Here is a 19315-nt window from a genome sequence, read left to right on the forward strand (position 1 = left end):
GGAATCCATTTTATTAATTATAAAATTCTATAATCAGATATTTTGAATGTTCTTTCTAGATTCCCGCCTACGCGGGAATGACATCGAACAGAACAATACTTCCAAACTCACGTTTGCAACTATTCTACATTAAAATTAAAAAAGTTTAAAGTTATAATATGGCTTTTTGTACAATATCGTTTAATCTCTTTGAAAATGCACCTGTATCAGCAACCGGTTCACCCTCTAAAATACAGGCTTGATCAAATATTAGATTAACCAATTCTTCATTATTTTTATTATTTGCTTTTAAGTCGTTAAAGATTTTCTCTATGATTTTATTTTTAGGGTTTAACTCTAGATTTTTAGCTGAGGCATTAGCTATTTGTTTCTGTTCAATCAAAAATCTCTCCATACGAATATCCATAGCAGCGTCGCTAACGGCAAGACAAGCAGGACTTGAAGTAAGTTTTTTAGAGATCTTAACTTCTTTTACCAACTCCCCTAGTGTCTCTTTAAAATAATCTGTTAGCAATTTATATTCATCATCAGATTTTTTACTATCTATATTTTTCTCCTCAGATTGTGAAGTAGTTTGCTCTACATCGATATCGCTTCTTGTCGCTGATTTAATAGCATGTTCTTTATATTTGCTATTAACATTTACCCAAAAATCATCCACTGTATCGGTAAAAAGTAATACATCGATTTTTTTACTTAACAACCCTTCGATTTGTGGGCTTGAAAGTAATTTATCGGGGTTATCACCGCTTAAATAATATATAGTACTCTGCCCTTCTTTAAAATTCGCTATATATTCGTCAAGGCTGATCATTTTATTATGCAAGGCACTTCTGAATATGCATACCTCTAATAATTTTTCATGGTTGGTAGTAGCCTCACATAAACCCTCTTTTAAAGCACCGCCGAAATTAGCCCAAAACTTATTATATTCTTCAGGTGATTCCTCTTTCTTTTTTCTAAGCTCGCCAAGCACTCTTTTTGTAATAGCATTTTTGATTTTCTCAAGCACGCTATTATGCTGCAGTGATTCACGGCTAATATTTAGTGGTAAATCTTCTGAATCAACCACGCCTCGTAAAAATCTTAAATATGACGGGATTAAATCTATATTCTCATCAGATATAAATACTCTTTTTATATATAATTTTACTCGCCTTTTGCGATCAGGGTGGAATAAATCAAATGTTTTGCTTGATGGAATGAAAAGTAGGTTAGTAAATTCTATAGCTCCCTCGTTTTTATTATGCATAGTTATCCAAGGGTCATCAATGGCATAAGATAGACTTTTGTAGAATTCTTTATATTGTTCTTCCGTAATTTCCGATTTCGGTCTTGTCCATAATGCAGAAGCTGAATTAAGCTGGATTTCATTATTACCAGCTTCATCAAAGAAATATATTGGTACTGCTATGTGATCGGAATAGCTTTTAACGATGTGTTTTAATCTAAAATGATCAAGGAATGTATCTTCTTCCTTTTTGATATTTAAAACGATTTCCGTGCCTCTTGTGAACTCTTTATCTGAATCTGAGACAGTATATTCACCAAGCCCGTCTGATTCCCAAATATGGACTTTATCTTCCCCAGCTTTTCTTGAGGTTACAGTCACTTTATCGGCTACCATAAAGCTTGAATAAAATCCAACACCAAATTGACCGATTAGCATATTGTCTTTTTTAGAATCACCGGATAGGCTTTTAAGAAAATTTGCCGTACCCGATCTTGCAATAGTACCGAGATTTTCAATTAAATCGTCTTTATTCATGCCGATGCCGTTATCACGGATAATGATTTGTCCGTTATCTTTATCGACTTTAACCGTAATTTTAAAATTGCTATCGCCAGCTACTAATTCACTATTACTTTGAGATAAATAACGTAATTTATCACAAGCATCCGAAGCATTGGAAATTAACTCCCTCATAAAAATCTCTTTATTACTATAAAGAGAGTGAATCATTAAATTTAAAATCTTGCCAACCTCGGCATCAAATTTCTTTTTTTCTTGTATCATAATTATTCCAGTTAATAAATTATTTTTTCGTCATATGACTGCTTATGTCATTCCTGCGGAAGCAGGAATCTAGAAAATAATAAATATAAACTGGATTCCCGCCTATGCGGGAATGACATTGGAAGTCTAGCAACAACTGCACCTTATTTAATATAGGAATTAATAATCCAATTTAAATAGTCTTCATTAATATTTTTTATCAATATCGTTTTTAAGCTATGAGTATGACCTTTAATAATTTCGATATTACTACGTGATAATTTCCATTCTTTTGCTAAATAATTTATGATTTCTTCATTCGCTTTACCTTGTTCCGGTATTGCTTTTATAGATAATTTTAGATATGGGATATTATTAATAATTACAAAATTGCTAATTAGATTTTGTTTAGAATTAGGCTTTACTTTAAAACTAAGTAAAGCCTGATGTGAAGAAGAATTGTAATTGTAGAATTTATCCATGAACATTTTTTATCATATTTGCTTATTATTTTTAATAAAAAAAGAATCCTTGAAAAACTTTGCTTAAACTGATATAATGTTTACCATAAATGTTTAGCACCCTTAGCTCAGCTGGATAGAGCAACAGATTTCTAATCTGTGGGTCAGAGGTTCGAATCCTTTAGGGTGCGCCATTCTGCATTTCTCGGTATTTCTACAAACGTATCAAACCGCAGATGCAGCATAAAATCAAGCTTTTGACCGTTTAACTGAATATTAATTGTCTTTCACCAAGTCTCTAAACTAAGCAGCTTTTCTCTTTCTTCTAAATAGTAAATTTATCACCTTATAAAACGAAATATTAAAAATATTTCTCAAGTTTATTAATTAAAGCTTTAATTTCTTTTGTGTTAACTAATATTTAATAATCATGATATCACAAGTATCGCTCCATATGTAGACATAAATATGAAAATTTGCTTAATTGGAGCTAATAATGGATTAAAAGAAGAAATGATTATTAATACCCTCACAGAACTATCATCAGACCATTCTGGTGTAATGCTTAATTTAAAACCTAGTAATAACGAAAAAGAGTTTAAAGAAAAATTAGAAAAGATTATTAATACTTATGAAAAATGGAAGGAAAATCCTGAAAACAAAAAAGCAATTTCTCAAGAACTCAAAAAAGAATTAGAGAATCTAGATATATGGTGCAAAGAAACAGCTAAAAAAGATAATTCGCATGTTTTTAAAAATATTGGACAAGTTATAAAACATAGTTTTAAAGCTTTGGCTAACATAGGAAATAAAGAAGCTTTCAAAAAAGAACAGAAAGAAGTAGGTATTTTATATGGATGCTATAACACATGCTAATAAAAATACTAAACAAACACTAGAACGCATAAGGGCTACTATTAACAAACATAAATCTCCCATTCCTCATTTCTTATTACTACTCCCAAGAATATATCGCAAAAAAGCAAGCGAGGATCTGTAGAAAGATAAATAATAATTACTCGAAGCTGGTAAATGTATCGATAATCGTCCACTAGGGTGTGCCATTAACCGAAAACCAACAAGCCGCCTTAATCTCGTTTATTTTCAACTGTGGGGCTGGGGCATTTCAAGCATCAACATTGCAGCAAAAGCTAAACCGAGGTGAATATGCAAACGCTGCTAACGAGTTACTGCGATGGATGTGTGCTAAAGGCGGTCTTAAGCTGCAAGGCTTAGTGAAACGTCGGCAATATTATTATAATTATTACTAATTATTAAAACTTTTGATTATTTCCTGTAATTCTCTAATAATACGCTTAAACTAAGAGATATTAGAGGAAACCTGCTATAAATATTTATCAATTAAGCAGACACCACCGGAGAAGGAGCAAAAGATTTTGTCGGATAATTTCCACTTTCTTTCTCCAATTTTTCAAAATGAAATATACCAAATCCAATACTTGTTGGAATCATAATAATTAATACTTCCCAGTTTCTAAAGGTTTTTATTAAATGAGGAAAACCAAAAGAGCTAATAACATACATACAAGCAGTTGATACAGCATATGTAAATGTTACGGAAGTAAAGCGTTTAAAGATTGGAAAATGTCTAAAACAATTTGGTACAGCCGGCATAACATTAAGGGCAAAAGCCATGATAAGTGCTTGAATATAAATTAATAATATTTCCTAATGCCTAATTACAAATCAGAGGAATATCTAATATATTAGACCAAACTTTATCCCAACCTTTTGCATGAGAAATATTAGGAAAAGTTTGCTTTTTTACACACGGTGAGTTACTTGTTTTTACGTAAAGTGCTGCTATGAAAGGCGGGACTCTTTTGTCATCCATGCCGGAGAGATGTAATTGAGGGATATTATTAACCTGTTTTGCATAATTTATCGGGTTTAAGGATTTAACTAAGTAACCACGATAATTATGATATTTATCAAACTTTTTAGTATCTAAATTACCGGCAATCGTTATAATATCTTTAACATTACTATTTTGAGCGGCAATTAATATTGTAAGCCCGCCGCCACCGGAGAAGCCGACTAAGCTAAATTTTTGTCCGTTATTGATAATATTTATGACATTGTTAATTGAATCTACAACTTCCTGCCCCATTCTTTTATCTAACCAATAATCGCTAATGCATTTTGAGTTCATTTCTAAAGGAGTATATTGGCAAGGTCTTGCTATATAAACAATATTCGGTCTTTGATCCATTGTAGCAAGCTTTAAGAGCATCGGATTAACGGGAGTAGGGTTGTCGGAATTAGCAGATCCATCCGCAAGATGTCCATCTCCCTCAATATAGAATACAAAAGGTAGGTTACGGTCGGTAATACGCTGATAAGTCGTAAGAGTAAAATCACCACCGTTTACTAGCCCCATCTGAAAGTTATTTTGAGTTGCTATATCTTGCGAATGCTTTACCCTTCTAGCTACATCATGAGTAGTAGAACACCCTGAAAGAAATATTGGTATTAAAATTATTGCCCAAATAAAATTTTTCATAACAATTTTGATTAAAACGGTATTTCGTCGTCTAAGTCGCTATGGTCAAAGGAATGATTTTTAGTTTCAGGATGTTTATATTCGCTATGCCCTGAATCTTGATTATGATTATTAGAGTTTTTACTATCTAATAATATTAATTGTGAATTAAAGTTTTGTAACACAACTTCCGTGGTATATTTTTCTTGACCTGAATTATCATTCCACTTACGGGTTTGCAATGAACCTTCAATATATAATTTGCTACCTTTTGTGACATAGCGTTCTACAACAGATACTAACCCTTCACTAAATATCACTACTCTATGCCATTCAGTGCGTTCTTTTCGTTCGCTGGTAATGCGATCTTTCCAAGTTTCGGTTGTTGCTAAGGAAAGATTAATGATTTTTTTTCCTTCGCCCGTAGTTCTCATTTCCGGATCACGCCCTACATTACCTATTAAGATTACTTTATTTAAACTACCTGCCATAGATTACTACCTACTTTAAAATATTACTATTGCAATAGTAAAATAAAAAAGCCTATAATACTACAGGTTTTTTAAAAAATATCTCAAAAATTTTGTAGTGAAGTGATTATGAACCAAGAATATATTAAGGTACGCGGTGCTAAAGAGCATAATCTAAAAAATATAAATGTTAATATTCCAAGGAATAAATTTGTTGTTATCACCGGTCTTAGCGGTTCAGGCAAGTCTTCTTTAGCGTTTGATACTATTTATGCAGAAGGTCAAAGGCGATATGTTGAAAGTTTATCTTCATATGCAAGGCAATTCTTACATTTACAAAATAAACCTAATGTAGAATCTATTTCCGGATTATCGCCTGCTATTGCAATTGACCAAAAAACTACTTCCAAAAATCCACGTTCTACGGTTGGAACTATAACGGAAATTTACGATTATCTTAGGTTATTATATGCAAGGGTGGGTATTCCTTACTCTCCGGCAACCGGTCTTCCGATACATAGCCAAACAGTTTCCGAGATGGTAGATATAATTAACGAACTACCCAAGGGTACGAAAATATATTTACTCGCTCCTATTGTTAGAGGACATAAGGGTGAGTTCAAGCGTGAAATTATGAATTTGAAAAAGCAAGGCTTTCAGAAATTAATAGTTAACGGGGAAGTTTGCGAAATTGATGATTTACCGAAACTTGATAAAAATAAGAAGCATAATATAGAAGTGATCGTTGATAGAATAGTTCTAGACGAAAGTTTAGGTAATAGACTTGCAGATAGCTTAGAGAGTTCGTTAAATCTTGCTGAGGGTATTACTTATTTGGAAATTGTAGAATTACCGCCGGCAGTTAAGAGCGAGTTTGAAAAAAATCAGCGTATTACTTTTTCCGAGCAATATTCTTGTCCGGTATCGGGTTTTCAGCTTACTGAAATAGAGCCTCGAATCTTTTCTTTTAATAGCCCTTTTGGAGCATGTCCTAAATGTCAAGGGATAGGTAAGGAGTTTTTCTTTGATAGAGATTTAATAGTTCCGGATCAAAGAATTGCTATTAAAGACGGTGCAATAGTGCCTTGGGGTAGTACAGCTTCTAAATTTATCCTAGAGACATTAAAGGCTCTTGCCGATCATTATAAATTTTCTATTGAAGTACCTTTTGTAAGTTTATCACAAAATGTTAAGGATATTTTATTTGCAGGTTCAGGAGAAGAGGCAATAAAGTTTGAATTTCACGATGGTTCTAAAACGCAAATAATAAAACAACCTTTTGCCGGTATAATACCAAGTTTGCAAGAAAAGGACCGTACTATAGAATCGGTTTTAATTAAAGAAGAACTAGCTAAATTTAAGTCAGAACATAAATGTACTGCTTGTTCAGGGTTTAGATTAAAAGACGAAGCATTATGCGTTAAAATAGCAAATTTTCATATAGGCGAAGTAGCAGGTATGAGTATTGCAGCCTTGCAAAAATGGTTTAGTCACTTAGAAGAAAAATTAAATAAAAAGCAATTATTTATTGCTGAGCGTATACTCAAAGAAATTACCGAGAGATTAAAATTTCTTATGAATGTCGGGCTTGATTATCTAACGTTATCACGAGAAGCAGGTACTTTATCGGGGGGGGAAAGTCAGCGTATTCGTCTTGCATCTCAAATAGGTTCAGGACTGAGCGGTGTTTTATATGTACTTGATGAGCCGTCTATTGGTCTTCATCAACGAGATAATACAAGATTAATTGAGACACTAAAAAGGCTTAGAGATTTGGGTAATACCGTTTTGGTAGTCGAGCATGATGAAGAAACAATATATGAAGCAGACCATATTATTGATATAGGACCGGGAGCCGGTATTCACGGTGGTCGTGTTATTGCGGAAGGAAATGCTGAAGAAATAAAGAATTGTGAAGAAAGTATCACAGGTAGGTATCTAAGTGGTCGTCAAACAATCAAAGTGCCGTCTGAAACAAGAGTAGGGCATGATAATAGGGCAATTGAATTACTTGGGGCGGTTTCCAACAATTTAGATAATGTTGATGTCAAAATTCCGCTTGGTACTTTTACTGCTATAACGGGAGTATCGGGAAGCGGTAAATCAAGCTTGATGATTCATACTCTATATAAAGCGGCTCTAAAGCATTTAGAGCCAACTAGCAAAGTATTTCCCGGCAAATATAGAGAGTTAAAAGGACTTGAATATATTGATAAAATTATCGATATTAATCAATCTCCGATAGGTAGAACTCCTCGTTCAAACCCTGCAACTTATACAGGTGCCTTTACCCATATTAGGGATTGGTTTGTGGAGTTACCTGAATCAAAAGCTAGAGGGTATAAAGTAGGCAGATTTTCGTTTAACGTTAAAGGTGGTAGATGTGAAGCATGCCAAGGTGATGGGCTAATAAAAATAGAGATGCATTTCCTACCTGACGTATATGTAAAGTGTGATATTTGTAACGGTCACAGATATAATAGAGAAACGCTTGAAATAAAATATAAAGGTAAATCTATTGCCGATATTTTGATGATGACTGTAGAAGATGCGATGCAGTTTTTTGAAAAAATACCGTTAATCTATGAAAAATTAATTACCTTAAATGAAGTGGGTCTAGGCTATATTAAAATCGGTCAGTCTGCTACTACTCTTTCAGGTGGTGAAGCACAACGCGTTAAGCTTGCTAAAGAATTATCAAGACGTTCAACCGGTAAAACGCTTTATATACTTGATGAACCGACTACAGGATTACATATCGACGATATTAATAAATTGTTAAAAGTGTTACATAAACTTGTTGATATGGGCAATACCGTTTTAGTTATCGAGCATAATTTAGATGTTATAAAAACTGCAGATTATATTATTGACGTCGGTCCTGAAGGTGGCGACAAAGGCGGTAAGATAGTTGTATGTGGCACCCCTGCCGACATCGCTGCCTGTGAGGAAAGCCATACCGGTAGATATTTAAAGCAATATTTGGTGTGATCTAATATAAATAGCAAGTTACTCTATATAATTTGCTATTTGATGTATTTCTAAATTATCCTTAACACTCATCCCTTGATTTCGTTAAGAAAAATTAATCTAATCCTTGCTATTTTCTAAAAATTATCATATTTTGTGGTTATTACCATGTTTTATGGTTTTCTGTAGAATAATTATAAAAGAAGAAATTAATGAAAGTTACATTTAATAGTATTGAAAAAATTTATAATTTATTAACTACCGAAGAATGGATAGATAAACAAGATCCAAAGCAACGCTTGGAACAATTAAACAAAAAACTAGCGAAAGCTAGTGATCCAAAAGAAAAAATTAATTTAGAAAAGGCCATAACAACCTTAGAAGAAAATGCTAAAAGTAATCCCATGACTTTAAAAAAAGCTGGAATAAACCAAGACGATGCTGAAATATATTATATAAAGAGGGCTTTAATAAAAAGTCTAGTGATACATTAAAAGAATTATTAGAAAATAATTTTGATCAATTAAATACTAATGATGTTTTTGAAAAAATACATAAGCAATATTTAAGTACAAATACACGCCTTAAAAAAATCTTATTAGTAAAGAACTATGTAAGGAATATTGCCATATTGTCGAAAATCGCTGACTTATATACGGAGAATGGCGGGTTAAATTCTTTAGAAATGGCTAAAAAAGTATCTACTTACTTTGGAAATTTAGAAGATATAAAAAGTTACTTAAAAACTGTTAATTATGATACAAAAGAAACAATAGAATTGAGTTTTCAATTTAATTTACCACAAACATTGTCTTCCAAAACATTAGAATTTTTTCAAATTTTAAATAAATCTGGAAGAGACGCATTATATATTTTCAGTAATGCACACTTACTGGAAAAAACTGAAAAATTTCAAAAAATTCTTAAAGAAAATAAATTAAATGATTTTCAGCAGATAACTAAAAATGATTTAAAGAATTAGTAAATCAAGTAACTGAAATAGTAATTAAAGAATCTTATAAGTACAACGAAGAAGAATTATCAGAAGAAAATAAATTACATGCAAAAAATTTAGCTAATTTTTCTTTAAAAGGAAAACTAGATAATAATAGTTTTCAAAAAACATTGAACTTTATAAAAGAATATTATATGCCTGATATTAATTTTGATATAGAGGTAACAGGCAAAAAGTATAATTTTCCTAAATTACCTGCCGATGATATAAAAGGTTTTATGCTTGGTAAATTTAGTAATTCTTGCCAATCTATAGGACATGATTCCGAAAGATGTATTTTAGACGGTATGAGTAAAGCAAATGCCGGTTTTTATATAATTACGGATTATAAAGGAAATATAAGAGCTCAGTCATATGCTTGGCTTGCTGGAGAGGGAAAAAAGAATGAAAAAGCCACTTCTATGTATGGTACTAGATTCATTTGAGCATTTAGGGAAAGAAGATAAATTATTATTTGTACCTATAATAAATAAATTGAGAGAAGCATTACAAAAACAAGCATTAAATTTATATGTAGGATGTGGCGGACAAACTCCTAAACTTGATATAAACACTATACTTCATCCAAAACCAATGGAGCAAGATTTATATATGGCGATGCAACAAATGTTTATCCTATTACAAGAGAAGTACCAACAATAGAATTAAACTTAGGAAAAAATGCTAATAACCAGGTTAATCAATATTCTACTATTGAAGAGCTAAAAACTGATAGTAAATTACTACAACAACTTATAATAAGTAAGCAAATTAACCGAGATTTAACAGAAGAGGAAATATCGTTGCTTAACATAGGTTTTACTTTTGCACAAATTTCGAATATAGAAAACAATAAACAAGAATTCTTTGTTGAAAATGACAATAATATAAAAAGTTTGACTGACGTCGGTGTTAGTGTGAAAGAATTACTTGCAATGGAACCAAGTCAGTAGAAACTCTTTATTGAAAATAGTTATAAGGTAAAAAACTTATCTAAGGCCAGGCTCATTACGAAAGAATTGTTTAATGTGATAACAGACCAACAAGAATCAGGTAATACAAATGAAAATGATTTAACTCAGTTCGATAATACGGATCACAATGCATTAAAAGTAGAGTTGATAGGTGATGCTACAGAACAAGCTTAGGTGAGTGTGGAATACAATTCAAGTATAATAGAATTCTTGCATAACATAGCTAATAAGGAGAGATCCTTTGGAGACAAATAAGTTATGCAAGAATTCTAATGCTTATGGTCATGGTGGTGGGTATAGAAGCCTAGAGCAGAAAGTGCATTTGAGAATTCAGAGTTAGGAGTTATTTCATTTGGTATTCCGCTGCAACATATGTGACCGTTTAAGCATATCACTTGATCGGAGTTTTTTATTACGGTAAATAAATCATGAGAAATCATAAAAACCGTAATATTGAGCTTTTTACGAATCAAATTAATAAGCTGATAAAATTCTTGTTGGCTTGTTACGTCTAAAGACTGTAACGGTTCATCTAAAATAATTAAGTCGGGATTATTAACTATTGAACATGCAAGAACTACCTTTTGAAACTGCCCTCCTGAGAGCTTAGAAATTTCTTGATCTTTTATATGTTCCAAATCAATAAATGAGTTAATCTCTTTAATATTGTTATTAAAATTACTCGGTGCTAACAACTCTAAAAAAATTTTTACTGTAATAGGTAAATCAAGGGTTAATCCGAACTTCTGCGGTACATATCCAATTTTTAGTTTGGGATCAATTATAATCTCGCCGCTTGTAGGTTTTTCAAGTCCAAGCATTAAGCGTACTATGGTAGTTTTACCTGCACCGTTAGGTCCGATTAAAGTAGTGATATTATTTTTTTTGACAGTGAAACTAACGTTATTTATCGGCAATTTATTACCGAATTTTTTAGATACGTTACGAAACTCGATTATAGGTTTTTGCATGTGTCAGTTCACTTCTGTCATCCCGTAGCTTGACCACGGGATCCAGTAATAAATACTAAAGTTATTAATGTTTTAAGTTATTTTTCTAGATCCCGTGGTTAAGCCACGGGATGACACAGTGGGCAATAAATAGCATTCATTAAATAGAATAAATGCCAATTAGTGCTGCCTCGGCAAGTAAATGTTTTTGCAGGGCTAATACTAAATCTGGCTTGCTAGCATTCTCATCAAGCTCAAGATAATCATTTAGGGCATATAGTTTAAAAAAATAACGATGAGGTTTGCCGGCAGGTGGACAAGGACCGCCGTATTTTTTTTCTTGCCAGCTATTATTTAAAATTTTAATACTACTATCTATTTGTCCTTCTGAAAGCTTAGTAATAGAAGCAGAAATATTATATATTACCCAATGATCCCATATACCGTGTGGCGGTGCTATTTCTACCGGTGCATCCGGATCATCCATTATAAGTGCAAAAGATTTAGTATCTGAAGGAGCATTACTCCATTCTAGATGCGGTGAAACATTTTGTCCTTTACAAGTAAATTTATCAGGAATGCGATCATTATGTTTAAATGCCGTACTTGTTATTATGAAAGTCATAGGTTGCTCCTTTTGTTATAACGTCATTGCGAGCAGCCATAAGCTGCGTGGCAATCTCATGAAATAATAAAATTCCTGAGATTGCTTCGGCAATTACTTCGTAATTTTCCTCGCAATGACGTTTTGTCTATCAATTCACAGCTTGCCATTGTCCGTCAGGTTGACGGCATGCATTACCGTATGCTTTTTGTTGTTTTCCGCCTATTACAACTGTTTGAGTGTACTCACGGCAATATTGACCAGTGCTATTTCTATAAGTTTTATTAGGTGTTACGTAACCGTAATTGCCGTTATCCGGATTACGCCATTCTACGTTACTACCACTAGGAGCTGTTTCTAAAGCTCTCTGTGAGGTAAGCTCTGCAAGTCTTCTATCCTGTTCATCCATACCTGCACCGATTTGTCCACCAAGAACTGCTCCAAGTAATGCACCTACACCTACTCCAACAAGCTGTCCTTTGCCCTTACCGAATTGAGAACCAAGTAATGCGCCGCCAGCACCGCCAAGAAGTGTTCCTGTACCTTGTTTATTCATACCGCCCGGACCGTTACAGGCTTGTAACATAGAAGTTGCAAGAGCTATAATCATAATTTTAGATAATAGTTTCATATAATTCTCTCTAAATTAATATATAATTAATAAGTATATGGTTTTTAGAATTTTGTAAAGCTAAAACTAGATTCTGTAAACAAAATTTAAATTATTTGTATTTTAAAATATTATTTTTAATTTTGTTCACAGAACCTCATTATAATTGAATTTTATATTTTCTTTGTTAAACTACAAATAAATAAATTGGAAAGATTTGTCATGGATACTAATAGCCGTAATCGGTTAATAAAATCGGCATCTTATTTATCGGTTACTACGGCATTAATTATTTTAAGTATAAAATTATATGCTTGGGTTGTTACCGATTCGCAATCAATCCTTGCTTCTTTAATTGATTCAATGCTTGATATAACTTCCTCCTTTATTAATCTAATAGCTTTAAGATTTGCCCTGCAACCGCCGGATCATCATCATCGATTCGGGTATGAAAAACTGCAGGATTTAACAATTTTTTCTCAATCGATATTTTTCTTTGCTTCAGCTTTTTTTGTAGGCTTTTCTTCGGTTAAATCTTTATTTGAAAAAACAAAACCGGAGAATATTAGCGACGGTACTACTGTAATGTATGTATGTATATTCTTAACAATTATTTTAGTGTTTTACCAAACTTATGTAATTAAAAAAACAGGATCGGAAATAGTAAAAGCAGATAAGCTTCATTATTTCACGGACTTACTAACTAATGTTATAGTAATTATCTCTATAAATTTAAGTGATTATTTTTGGTTTGTTGACCCATTATTTGGTGTAGTTATTTCGTTATATATATTTCACTCTTCTTATTCTTTATTTAAAAAGGCATTTAAAAATTTAGTAGATCATGAATTACCCGAACAAGACAGACAAAAAATTATCTCGATAGTTAATAACCATTTAGGGGCAAAAGGTATGCACGAAATGAAAACTAGATATGCCGGTCAAAAAGCTTTTATCCAGTGCCATCTGGAAATGGACGGCAATATGTCGCTTTATAATGCTCATAAAATTAGCGATGAGATTGCTTTTGAAATATTGCAGGAATTTCCGGAGGCGGAAATAATTATCCACCAAGATCCTTTTGGAATCGAAGAACACGTAAAGTACCGTGAATATATTGTTAGATAAAGAAGCTAATTTTAATAATTTTTTCATGGAGCAAGCTTTAAAACAAGCAAAGATTGCTTTTGATAAAAATGAAGTCCCGGTCGGAGCGGTAGTTGTAGATAGGTTAAATCAGAAAATTATTGCTAGTACCCATAACAATACGGAAGAAAAAAATAACGCTCTTTATCATGCTGAAATTATTGCTATTAATAAAGCATGTAATCTTATATCTTCTAAAAATTTAAATGATTATGATATTTACGTTACTTTAGAACCTTGTGCTATGTGTGCGGCAGCTATAGCTCATAGCAGGTTAAAACGTTTATTTTATGGGGCTTCTGATTCCAAGCACGGAGCAGTCGAAAGTAATTTGCGATATTTTAACAGTAGTGCTTGTTTTCATAGACCGGAAATATATAGCGGAATTCTTGCCGAAGATTCGGGGCTATTAATGAAAGAGTTTTTTAAGAGGATAAGAACTGTTATTTCTAGCCACAGAATGACATAAAGAAGTAAGAAAACATGCTAAAACTATTAACCCCCTATTATTTTAATAAATTATCAAAGGTTATAATACCTATATTAGCTATATCTACTTGCGTAATGATGATTATAGGTCTTTATTTAGCCCTCATAGTTTCGCCGGTAGATTATCAGCAAGGTGATTTTGTACGCATTATGTATGTTCATGTCCCTGCCTCTTGGATGGCTCTTGGTGTTTATGTTTTCATGGCAGTATGCAGCTTTAGCTGTTTAGTATGGAAAACTACTATTAGCTATTTGCTAGCCGTAGCTTCTAGTTACGTTGGGGCTACTTTTACTTTGATTAGTTTAGTAACAGGTTCTTTATGGGGAAAACCTATATGGGGGACATGGTGGGTTTGGGATGCAAGACTTACCTCCATGCTCATATTATTTTTATTATATTTAAGCTATATTATTATAGTGAATAGTGCGGATAATATAAGAAAGGCACAAAATCCTTCTTCTATTATTGCTCTTATCGGACTGATTAACATACCGATAGTAAAATTCTCGGTAAATATTTGGTATAGTCTGCATCAGCCTGCTAGTGTTTTAAGGCTAGGGAGTCCAACTATTCACTCTTCAATGCTAAAACCTTTAATTATCATGTTTATTAGTTTTATATTATATTTTCTATTAGTATTACTTTTAAGAACTGCTATATTAATCGACAAAATCAAAAACAGATAATAAAATGACTTATGTTGTAACCGATGAATGCGTAAAATGTAAATATACCGATTGTGTTGAAGTATGTCCTGTAGATTGTTTTTATGAAGGTGAAAGGGAAGATGATTTTATGTTAGTCATTAACCCCGATGAATGTATAGATTGCGGCGTTTGTGTTCCTGATTGTCCTATAGGTGCTATTAAACCTGAATCACCGGGGTTAATAGAATGGGTAGAACGTGCAAAAGATTTTATAGAAAATAAAGGATGGAAAAATATTACCAAAAAAAAACTGCTTTGCCTGATGCCGATAAATTTAAAGATGAGAAAGATAAGTTTAATAAATACATAGGTTCTGTGAAGATTTCTAATTGATTTGTTATTTTGAGATATTTTTAAGCGAAAATTATAAGATTTTTTTGAAATAGGATTAACTATTCCTTCAAAAATCTTATAATTTTCGCTTAAAAATATCTCAAAATAACAAATCAATTAGAAATCTTCACAGAACCTAAAATAACATGAATTAACTATATGTGTTTATTTTGTCACAAAACTTAATAAAAGCTTTATTATATGAATCTAATTGCCGATTAAATATAGAACTAAAAAATATAATATGTTATATATGCCATTAAGATAATGTTTAATTATTTAATTTTTGAGGTGCTAATCATGAAAAAGTTACTTTTAATAGCTGCTACAAGTGCAACAATTTTGTCTTCTAGCGTATCATTTGCTGAGGGCATGGATCATGAGTGGTATTTAAGAATAGATACCGGTGCAGCAATGTTTAATGAAGAAAAAGATAAGACAACCGGTGTTAAATTAAAATCTAATACAACTGTTCCAGTTGCTTTAGGTATCGGTTATTATATTTCCGAAAACTTTAGAGCCGATTTAACTTTAGGTACTATAATCGGTGGTAAGTTAAAGAAATCCGGAGCTGCGACTAATGCACCTTTTACCCGTACTAATGTTTCAGCACGCCATAAACCTACTATTACACGTTTACTTATTAACGGTTATGTAGATTTAACTAATTTTGATATGTTCGATGTTTTTGCTGGTGCCGGTGTTGGTCCTGCATTAGTTAAAGAAAAAATTACATATAATGGGATAACCGGTCTTTCATCTAACACTAAAAACAGAACTAATATTTCTTACAAGCTAACTTTAGGTACTTCTGCACAAATTGCCGACGGTGTTAAAGTAGAACTAGCTTATAGCTGGATAGATGATGGTAGAACAAAAAGTAAGAATGTAATTTACCAAGGAACAAGTGTACCAACCGGTGGTATGCATTATCAAAGTCATAACTTAACAGCCGGTATAAGATTTGATATATAATTAACAAGAATATATTAATAGTTTTAGGTAATAACCTAATATCATACCGTGGCTTAACCACGGTATCTAGAAATAAAAAAAAGACTGGATTCCGGCCGGTGGTTAAGCCACGGAGTGATATTAGATGACAACTCAGAAATGTCACTTAAAGCTATTTTTTATCGAATTTAGGTAAAAATTGTAAAATTATTATCTAATATCGTTTTTACTAACAACTAATAAAATTTAAAGGAAAAATTTAACAATATGAAAAAATTACTTTTAATAGCAGCTGCAAGCACAGCACTTTTAACTTCTGGTCTTTCATTTGCTGATTGCGATATGAATTCTTCTGTAGATTCATCTACTAATTCATCGATGTCATCATCTGTGGAAAATCAATGGTATTTAAAACTTAATGCCGGTGGTGTGATTTTTAACAAAACAAAACCTAAAGGAGCAGATTTTAAGTTAAATAATATAAAGTCTAATACAGGATTTACAGGTGAGATCGGTGCGGGTTACTATATCATGGATAATCTAAGAACCGATTTAACAATTGGAACGGTAGCAAGTGATCATTTAAAGAAATCAAAAACTTATCCAGACGGTAATTCTTTCTCAGTAAAAAATAAACCTACTATTGTAAGTGTATTACTTAACGGTTATGTTGATTTCGTCGATTTAAGCATGTTTAAAGTATTTGCAGGTGCAGGTGTTGGTGCTGCTTTTGTAAAGGAAAAAATTAACTCTAAAGATATTAAAGGTAGTGTAACTGACACTTTCAACGGTACTACTAAAAACAAAACTAACTTTGCTTATCAATTATCTTTAGGAACTTCATTTGAAGTTGCACAAGGTGTAAAAGCTGAACTAGTTTATAGCTGGAGAGATTACGGTAAAACAAAAAATACCACCAAAACTATTGACGGGGATAAAGTTAAATTTGGTGGAACCCGTTATAAAGGTCATAACTTAATGGCAGGATTAAGATTTGATATGTAATTAGTCTTAAATCTTTTTACAAGCTATTAACACGAAAAAGGAGTCTTTATTAAAGACTCCTTTTTTTGTTTGTATGTCTTGGTATTGCCTACGTGGATACTGAGACGTCATGAGCTAAGCGACTGCAAGGTATTATAGCATGATTCAGCTTTTTTGTCATTGCGAGGAAAATTACGAAGTAATTGACGAAGCAATCCAGTAAAAAATTCTGATTTACAGCATTTTTATTATTTTTCCTAGATCCTACGGCTGCAGAGTTGTTGTATGGTTAGCCCGTACGATGTCATTCCCGCGGAAGCGGGAATCCAGAAAAATAACTTCAATATTGATATAGAAGTTACATATTTGGTAAACTAAAAAAACTTGTTTTTTGATGTTTTACTAGATTCCCGCTTCTGCGGGAATGACATAAACTGAGCCAGGCAACAACACCTACAAGCTTGCGGAGTTATAGTAGAGATGGCATTGATATTCATGCCAACAAACTCTTAATCTAAAGACTCTTTTTGCCTTTATAAAACGTTACGTTCATTTGATGTATTGCTGCAAAGCCTAAATAAATTTTAATACGTTCTAGAATAATATCTTGATAATAAGGTAATTCTGCTGCAGTAGCATTATCTTCAGCTTGTATAAACAGCGTATTAATCTTTTGTTTTTTATAAGTATAGGTGGTGATTTTTAAAGGTAATGCTTTAGTGCTGAAGTTAAACCCGACTATTTTATTCCAGTTAATCATGATTTCAGGCAGCAATGGATGTTGTTTAGCAAATATACGTCTAACTATTTTATTGATATCCTCTTTAATTAGCTTCATTTTAATAAACTCTGCACTGTTAAAGTTATGACGGCTAAAGCAAGCATTATAGATATTACGGGAAAATGTAAAGATGTAACCGATATGATCATTAAAAATATATTACAAACTGCTATAATCGATACTACTTGTTTATGAGATTTACCTTTTTGTACTGCTTTTTGAAAAAAATGTTTTAAATGAGGCTGCCAAATTTTTTCTTTATTGAGTAGCCGAATTAATATGGTTAGCACTGCATCAGTGATGTAATATAAGCTAGCAATAGCACAAGCTATAAATAAATTAGTGCTTGTAAGAGCCAGCAGGAGCAAACAAAGACCCGTTAAGAATCCAAGACTAATACTGCCCACGTCTCCTAAAAATATTTTTGCCGGATGCCAATTAAATATTAAAAAACCACAAGAACAACCAAGAATAATAACATTTACACTAGCTATAAAATATGGATTATTAATAGTCGGAAATTGTAAAAAACATAATATAAGCATAGTGCTAGATAGATGGATAGATTCCACACAACTCATACCGTCTATACCGTCCATAAAATTATATATATTAATAAAACCGCTTAAAGCTATAACTAAAATAGAATATATTAGTATATGTACAGAGTTTAGCTGCGAAAAAAGAAAAATAGCAAAAGCTGCACAAATTAAGTGGACTATTAAACGAATTAGAATAGGTACGGCTTTTAAGTCATCTAAAAAGGAAATCGAAGCAATTGCCAATAATAACGGTAATATTTTTATTGAATTAACAAAGTTATTGCTCGTTATATATTCAAACCCGCTCAAAGCAATCATTACAACAACTACAATAGCAAGACCGCCGCCGCGCGGTGTTATCTTATCATGAGAACGACGGTGACTTGGTATATCAACTAAACCGATAGTAGGAAGATATTTAGTTAATATATATGTTAATATAGCGGTGGATATAAAAGAAAAAATAAATAATGTGCTGTAGCTATTTATATTCATAGGAACATATTAGATTTAAAACTATAATATTTACGGTTTGGCATGTCTCTACTATCTTATTTGTCATATGAATGTTGGCTTTTGAAGGTTCAGGGATACCGCTTGGATGATGATGCACAAGTATAAGGCTGCTTGCTTCGTTAAATAAAGCTCGTTTAATTCTCACGTGGATATACCGCAGCTTGGTCTATAGTTCCTTGACTTACCTCATCAGCAATTAAAATATTTTTCTTATTCAAAAATAATATACGAAATTGCTCGAGTCGCATATTGCCCATATTAACTTTTAAATAATCAATCCAAGAACTCCAAGAAGCATTAATATTTTTATTTATTATTTTTTGTTTCAAT

23 protein-coding genes, 1 tRNA gene and 3 pseudogenes are annotated in these 19315 nt (G+C 32.3%); 16 read left to right on the forward strand and 11 right to left on the reverse strand.

Annotated features, from left to right (window positions below; all coding sequences use genetic code 11):
* Nucleotides 1-151: 151 nt before the first annotated feature.
* Together htpG and RPR_RS05070 are read right to left on the reverse strand one after the other, a co-directional pair.
* On the reverse strand, nucleotides 152-2017 hold the full coding sequence (gene htpG, locus RPR_RS05065) for a molecular chaperone HtpG (RefSeq protein WP_012736844.1): 1866 nt from the start codon (nucleotides 2015-2017) through the stop codon (nucleotides 152-154).
* Between the two features lie 143 nt (nucleotides 2018-2160).
* On the reverse strand, nucleotides 2161-2478 hold the full coding sequence (locus RPR_RS05070) for a DUF167 domain-containing protein (protein ID WP_012736845.1): 318 nt from the start codon (nucleotides 2476-2478) through the stop codon (nucleotides 2161-2163).
* 96 nt (nucleotides 2479-2574) lie between these two features.
* On the opposite strand from RPR_RS05070, the gene RPR_RS05075 reads away from it, so the two are divergent.
* The 3 genes from RPR_RS05075 to RPR_RS05085 all read left to right on the forward strand — a co-directional run bounded on the left by RPR_RS05075 (nucleotide 2575) and on the right by RPR_RS05085 (nucleotide 3728).
* Nucleotides 2575-2651 (forward strand) — tRNA-Arg (locus tag RPR_RS05075).
* A gap of 274 nt (nucleotides 2652-2925) precedes the next feature.
* On the forward strand, nucleotides 2926-3333 hold the full coding sequence (locus RPR_RS05080; RefSeq protein WP_228368811.1) for a hypothetical protein: 408 nt from the start codon (nucleotides 2926-2928) through the stop codon (nucleotides 3331-3333).
* Between the two features lie 182 nt (nucleotides 3334-3515).
* Complete coding sequence (locus tag RPR_RS05085) at nucleotides 3516-3728, forward strand: lysozyme (protein ID WP_085065707.1); 213 nt, start codon at nucleotides 3516-3518, stop codon at nucleotides 3726-3728.
* Between the two features lie 91 nt (nucleotides 3729-3819).
* Here RPR_RS05085 and RPR_RS05090 read toward each other — a convergent pair whose 3' ends face one another.
* The 3 genes from RPR_RS05090 to RPR_RS05100 are packed head-to-tail and all read right to left on the reverse strand — an operon-like array spanning nucleotide 3820 to nucleotide 5451.
* Nucleotides 3820-4113, reverse strand: coding sequence for a hypothetical protein (locus RPR_RS05090; RefSeq protein ID WP_085065708.1), 294 nt, complete (start codon nucleotides 4111-4113; stop codon nucleotides 3820-3822).
* A gap of 40 nt (nucleotides 4114-4153) precedes the next feature.
* A complete protein-coding gene (locus RPR_RS05095; RefSeq protein WP_012736846.1) occupies nucleotides 4154-4981 on the reverse strand; it encodes an alpha/beta hydrolase family protein in 828 nt (275 codons plus the stop codon).
* 11 nt (nucleotides 4982-4992) lie between these two features.
* The gene (locus RPR_RS05100) at nucleotides 4993-5451 is read right to left on the reverse strand and encodes a single-stranded DNA-binding protein (RefSeq protein WP_010977855.1); all 459 of its coding nucleotides are present in this window, start codon (nucleotides 5449-5451) and stop codon (nucleotides 4993-4995) included.
* 108 nt (nucleotides 5452-5559) lie between these two features.
* Here RPR_RS05100 and uvrA point away from each other — a divergent pair, with 108 nt between their 5' ends.
* The 6 genes from uvrA to RPR_RS09160 all read left to right on the forward strand — a co-directional run bounded on the left by uvrA (nucleotide 5560) and on the right by RPR_RS09160 (nucleotide 10347).
* On the forward strand, nucleotides 5560-8421 hold the full coding sequence (gene uvrA, locus RPR_RS05105) for an excinuclease ABC subunit UvrA (RefSeq protein ID WP_012736847.1): 2862 nt from the start codon (nucleotides 5560-5562) through the stop codon (nucleotides 8419-8421).
* Nucleotides 8422-8612: 191 nt separating this feature from the next.
* A complete protein-coding gene (locus RPR_RS05110; RefSeq protein ID WP_012151402.1) occupies nucleotides 8613-8894 on the forward strand; it encodes a hypothetical protein in 282 nt (93 codons plus the stop codon).
* Between the two features lie 137 nt (nucleotides 8895-9031).
* Nucleotides 9032-9382, forward strand: coding sequence for a hypothetical protein (locus tag RPR_RS05120; protein WP_085065709.1), 351 nt, complete (start codon nucleotides 9032-9034; stop codon nucleotides 9380-9382).
* 167 nt (nucleotides 9383-9549) lie between these two features.
* Complete coding sequence (locus RPR_RS05125) at nucleotides 9550-9840, forward strand: hypothetical protein (protein WP_085065820.1); 291 nt, start codon at nucleotides 9550-9552, stop codon at nucleotides 9838-9840.
* The gene (locus tag RPR_RS05130; RefSeq protein ID WP_016830557.1) at nucleotides 9821-10057 is read left to right on the forward strand and encodes a hypothetical protein; all 237 of its coding nucleotides are present in this window, start codon (nucleotides 9821-9823) and stop codon (nucleotides 10055-10057) included. The genes RPR_RS05125 and RPR_RS05130 overlap by 20 nt, the downstream gene beginning before the upstream one ends.
* Nucleotides 10058-10197: 140 nt before the next feature.
* Entirely contained in the window at nucleotides 10198-10347 is a 150-nt protein-coding gene (locus RPR_RS09160; protein ID WP_228368812.1) for a hypothetical protein, read from the forward strand.
* 290 nt (nucleotides 10348-10637) lie between these two features.
* On the opposite strand, the gene RPR_RS05140 is transcribed toward RPR_RS09160, so the two are convergent.
* Entirely contained in the window at nucleotides 10638-11339 is a 702-nt protein-coding gene (locus RPR_RS05140; RefSeq protein ID WP_012736848.1) for a metal ABC transporter ATP-binding protein, read from the reverse strand.
* A gap of 139 nt (nucleotides 11340-11478) precedes the next feature.
* Nucleotides 11479-11943 carry a YbhB/YbcL family Raf kinase inhibitor-like protein gene (locus RPR_RS05145; protein WP_010977848.1) on the reverse strand — a complete coding sequence of 155 codons (465 nt, stop codon included), beginning with the start codon at nucleotides 11941-11943 and terminating at the stop codon, nucleotides 11479-11481.
* Nucleotides 11944-11988: 45 nt separating this feature from the next.
* Between RPR_RS05145 and RPR_RS09920 the strand changes: the two are divergent.
* Nucleotides 11989-12075: pseudogene (locus RPR_RS09920) on the forward strand (lytic transglycosylase domain-containing protein); the annotation flags it as partial.
* Here RPR_RS09920 and RPR_RS05150 read toward each other — a convergent pair.
* Complete coding sequence (locus RPR_RS05150; RefSeq protein ID WP_012736849.1) at nucleotides 12074-12553, reverse strand: RT0821/Lpp0805 family surface protein; 480 nt, start codon at nucleotides 12551-12553, stop codon at nucleotides 12074-12076. The pseudogene RPR_RS09920 and the gene RPR_RS05150 sit on opposite strands and share 2 nt — an antisense overlap.
* A 201-nt stretch (nucleotides 12554-12754) precedes the next feature.
* On the opposite strand from RPR_RS05150, the gene RPR_RS05155 reads away from it, so the two are divergent.
* From RPR_RS05155 to RPR_RS05185, 6 genes and pseudogenes are all read left to right on the forward strand, one after another.
* A complete protein-coding gene (locus RPR_RS05155; protein WP_012736850.1) occupies nucleotides 12755-13660 on the forward strand; it encodes a cation diffusion facilitator family transporter in 906 nt (301 codons plus the stop codon).
* The gene (locus tag RPR_RS05160; protein WP_012736851.1) at nucleotides 13641-14147 is read left to right on the forward strand and encodes a nucleoside deaminase; all 507 of its coding nucleotides are present in this window, start codon (nucleotides 13641-13643) and stop codon (nucleotides 14145-14147) included. The genes RPR_RS05155 and RPR_RS05160 overlap by 20 nt, the downstream gene beginning before the upstream one ends.
* A gap of 14 nt (nucleotides 14148-14161) precedes the next feature.
* On the forward strand, nucleotides 14162-14854 hold the full coding sequence (locus tag RPR_RS05165; RefSeq protein ID WP_012736852.1) for a heme ABC transporter permease: 693 nt from the start codon (nucleotides 14162-14164) through the stop codon (nucleotides 14852-14854).
* 4 nt (nucleotides 14855-14858) lie between these two features.
* Nucleotides 14859-15208, forward strand: a pseudogene (locus RPR_RS05170) (ferredoxin family protein).
* A gap of 300 nt (nucleotides 15209-15508) precedes the next feature.
* Complete coding sequence (locus tag RPR_RS05175; RefSeq protein ID WP_012736854.1) at nucleotides 15509-16183, forward strand: outer membrane beta-barrel protein; 675 nt, start codon at nucleotides 15509-15511, stop codon at nucleotides 16181-16183.
* Between the two features lie 246 nt (nucleotides 16184-16429).
* The gene (locus RPR_RS05185) at nucleotides 16430-17167 is read left to right on the forward strand and encodes an outer membrane protein (protein ID WP_012736855.1); all 738 of its coding nucleotides are present in this window, start codon (nucleotides 16430-16432) and stop codon (nucleotides 17165-17167) included.
* Nucleotides 17168-17660: 493 nt separating this feature from the next.
* On the opposite strand, the gene RPR_RS05190 is transcribed toward RPR_RS05185, so the two are convergent.
* From RPR_RS05190 to RPR_RS05200, 3 genes and pseudogenes are all read right to left on the reverse strand, one after another.
* Nucleotides 17661-17984 (reverse strand): DUF721 domain-containing protein, encoded by a 324-nt coding sequence (locus RPR_RS05190; RefSeq protein WP_012736856.1) that lies wholly within the window; start codon nucleotides 17982-17984, stop codon nucleotides 17661-17663.
* Complete coding sequence (locus RPR_RS05195) at nucleotides 17981-18964, reverse strand: MraY family glycosyltransferase (RefSeq protein ID WP_012736857.1); 984 nt, start codon at nucleotides 18962-18964, stop codon at nucleotides 17981-17983. Before RPR_RS05195 ends, RPR_RS05190 begins: the two co-directional genes overlap by 4 nt.
* Nucleotides 18951-19314: pseudogene (locus tag RPR_RS05200) on the reverse strand (JAB domain-containing protein). Before RPR_RS05200 ends, RPR_RS05195 begins: the two are co-directional and overlap by 14 nt.
* Nucleotide 19315 lies beyond the last annotated feature (1 nt).

Source organism: Rickettsia peacockii str. Rustic, from assembly GCF_000021525.1.
GTDB lineage: Bacteria > Pseudomonadota > Alphaproteobacteria > Rickettsiales > Rickettsiaceae > Rickettsia > Rickettsia rickettsii.

What these genes read in the sequence shown, in the direction of transcription:
- htpG (WP_012736844.1), bottom strand. Translation starts at nt 2,017, where the DNA reads ATGATACAAGAAAAAAAGAAATTTGATGCCGAGGTTGGCAAGATTTTA.
- RPR_RS05070 (WP_012736845.1), bottom strand. Translation starts at nt 2,478, where the DNA reads ATGGATAAATTCTACAATTACAATTCTTCTTCACATCAGGCTTTACTT.
- RPR_RS05080 (WP_228368811.1), top strand. Translation starts at nt 2,926, where the DNA reads ATGAAAATTTGCTTAATTGGAGCTAATAATGGATTAAAAGAAGAAATG.
- RPR_RS05090 (WP_085065708.1), bottom strand. Translation starts at nt 4,113, where the DNA reads ATGGCTTTTGCCCTTAATGTTATGCCGGCTGTACCAAATTGTTTTAGA.
- RPR_RS05095 (WP_012736846.1), bottom strand. Translation starts at nt 4,981, where the DNA reads ATGAAAAATTTTATTTGGGCAATAATTTTAATACCAATATTTCTTTCA.
- RPR_RS05100 (WP_010977855.1), bottom strand. Translation starts at nt 5,451, where the DNA reads ATGGCAGGTAGTTTAAATAAAGTAATCTTAATAGGTAATGTAGGGCGT.
- uvrA (WP_012736847.1), top strand. Translation starts at nt 5,560, where the DNA reads ATGAACCAAGAATATATTAAGGTACGCGGTGCTAAAGAGCATAATCTA.
- RPR_RS05110 (WP_012151402.1), top strand. Translation starts at nt 8,613, where the DNA reads ATGAAAGTTACATTTAATAGTATTGAAAAAATTTATAATTTATTAACT.
- RPR_RS05125 (WP_085065820.1), top strand. Translation starts at nt 9,550, where the DNA reads ATGCCTGATATTAATTTTGATATAGAGGTAACAGGCAAAAAGTATAAT.
- RPR_RS05130 (WP_016830557.1), top strand. Translation starts at nt 9,821, where the DNA reads ATGGTACTAGATTCATTTGAGCATTTAGGGAAAGAAGATAAATTATTA.
- RPR_RS05140 (WP_012736848.1), bottom strand. Translation starts at nt 11,339, where the DNA reads ATGCAAAAACCTATAATCGAGTTTCGTAACGTATCTAAAAAATTCGGT.
- RPR_RS05145 (WP_010977848.1), bottom strand. Translation starts at nt 11,943, where the DNA reads ATGACTTTCATAATAACAAGTACGGCATTTAAACATAATGATCGCATT.
- RPR_RS05150 (WP_012736849.1), bottom strand. Translation starts at nt 12,553, where the DNA reads ATGAAACTATTATCTAAAATTATGATTATAGCTCTTGCAACTTCTATG.
- RPR_RS05155 (WP_012736850.1), top strand. Translation starts at nt 12,755, where the DNA reads ATGGATACTAATAGCCGTAATCGGTTAATAAAATCGGCATCTTATTTA.
- RPR_RS05165 (WP_012736852.1), top strand. Translation starts at nt 14,162, where the DNA reads ATGCTAAAACTATTAACCCCCTATTATTTTAATAAATTATCAAAGGTT.
- RPR_RS05175 (WP_012736854.1), top strand. Translation starts at nt 15,509, where the DNA reads ATGAAAAAGTTACTTTTAATAGCTGCTACAAGTGCAACAATTTTGTCT.
- RPR_RS05185 (WP_012736855.1), top strand. Translation starts at nt 16,430, where the DNA reads ATGAAAAAATTACTTTTAATAGCAGCTGCAAGCACAGCACTTTTAACT.
- RPR_RS05190 (WP_012736856.1), bottom strand. Translation starts at nt 17,984, where the DNA reads ATGAAGCTAATTAAAGAGGATATCAATAAAATAGTTAGACGTATATTT.
- RPR_RS05195 (WP_012736857.1), bottom strand. Translation starts at nt 18,964, where the DNA reads ATGAATATAAATAGCTACAGCACATTATTTATTTTTTCTTTTATATCC.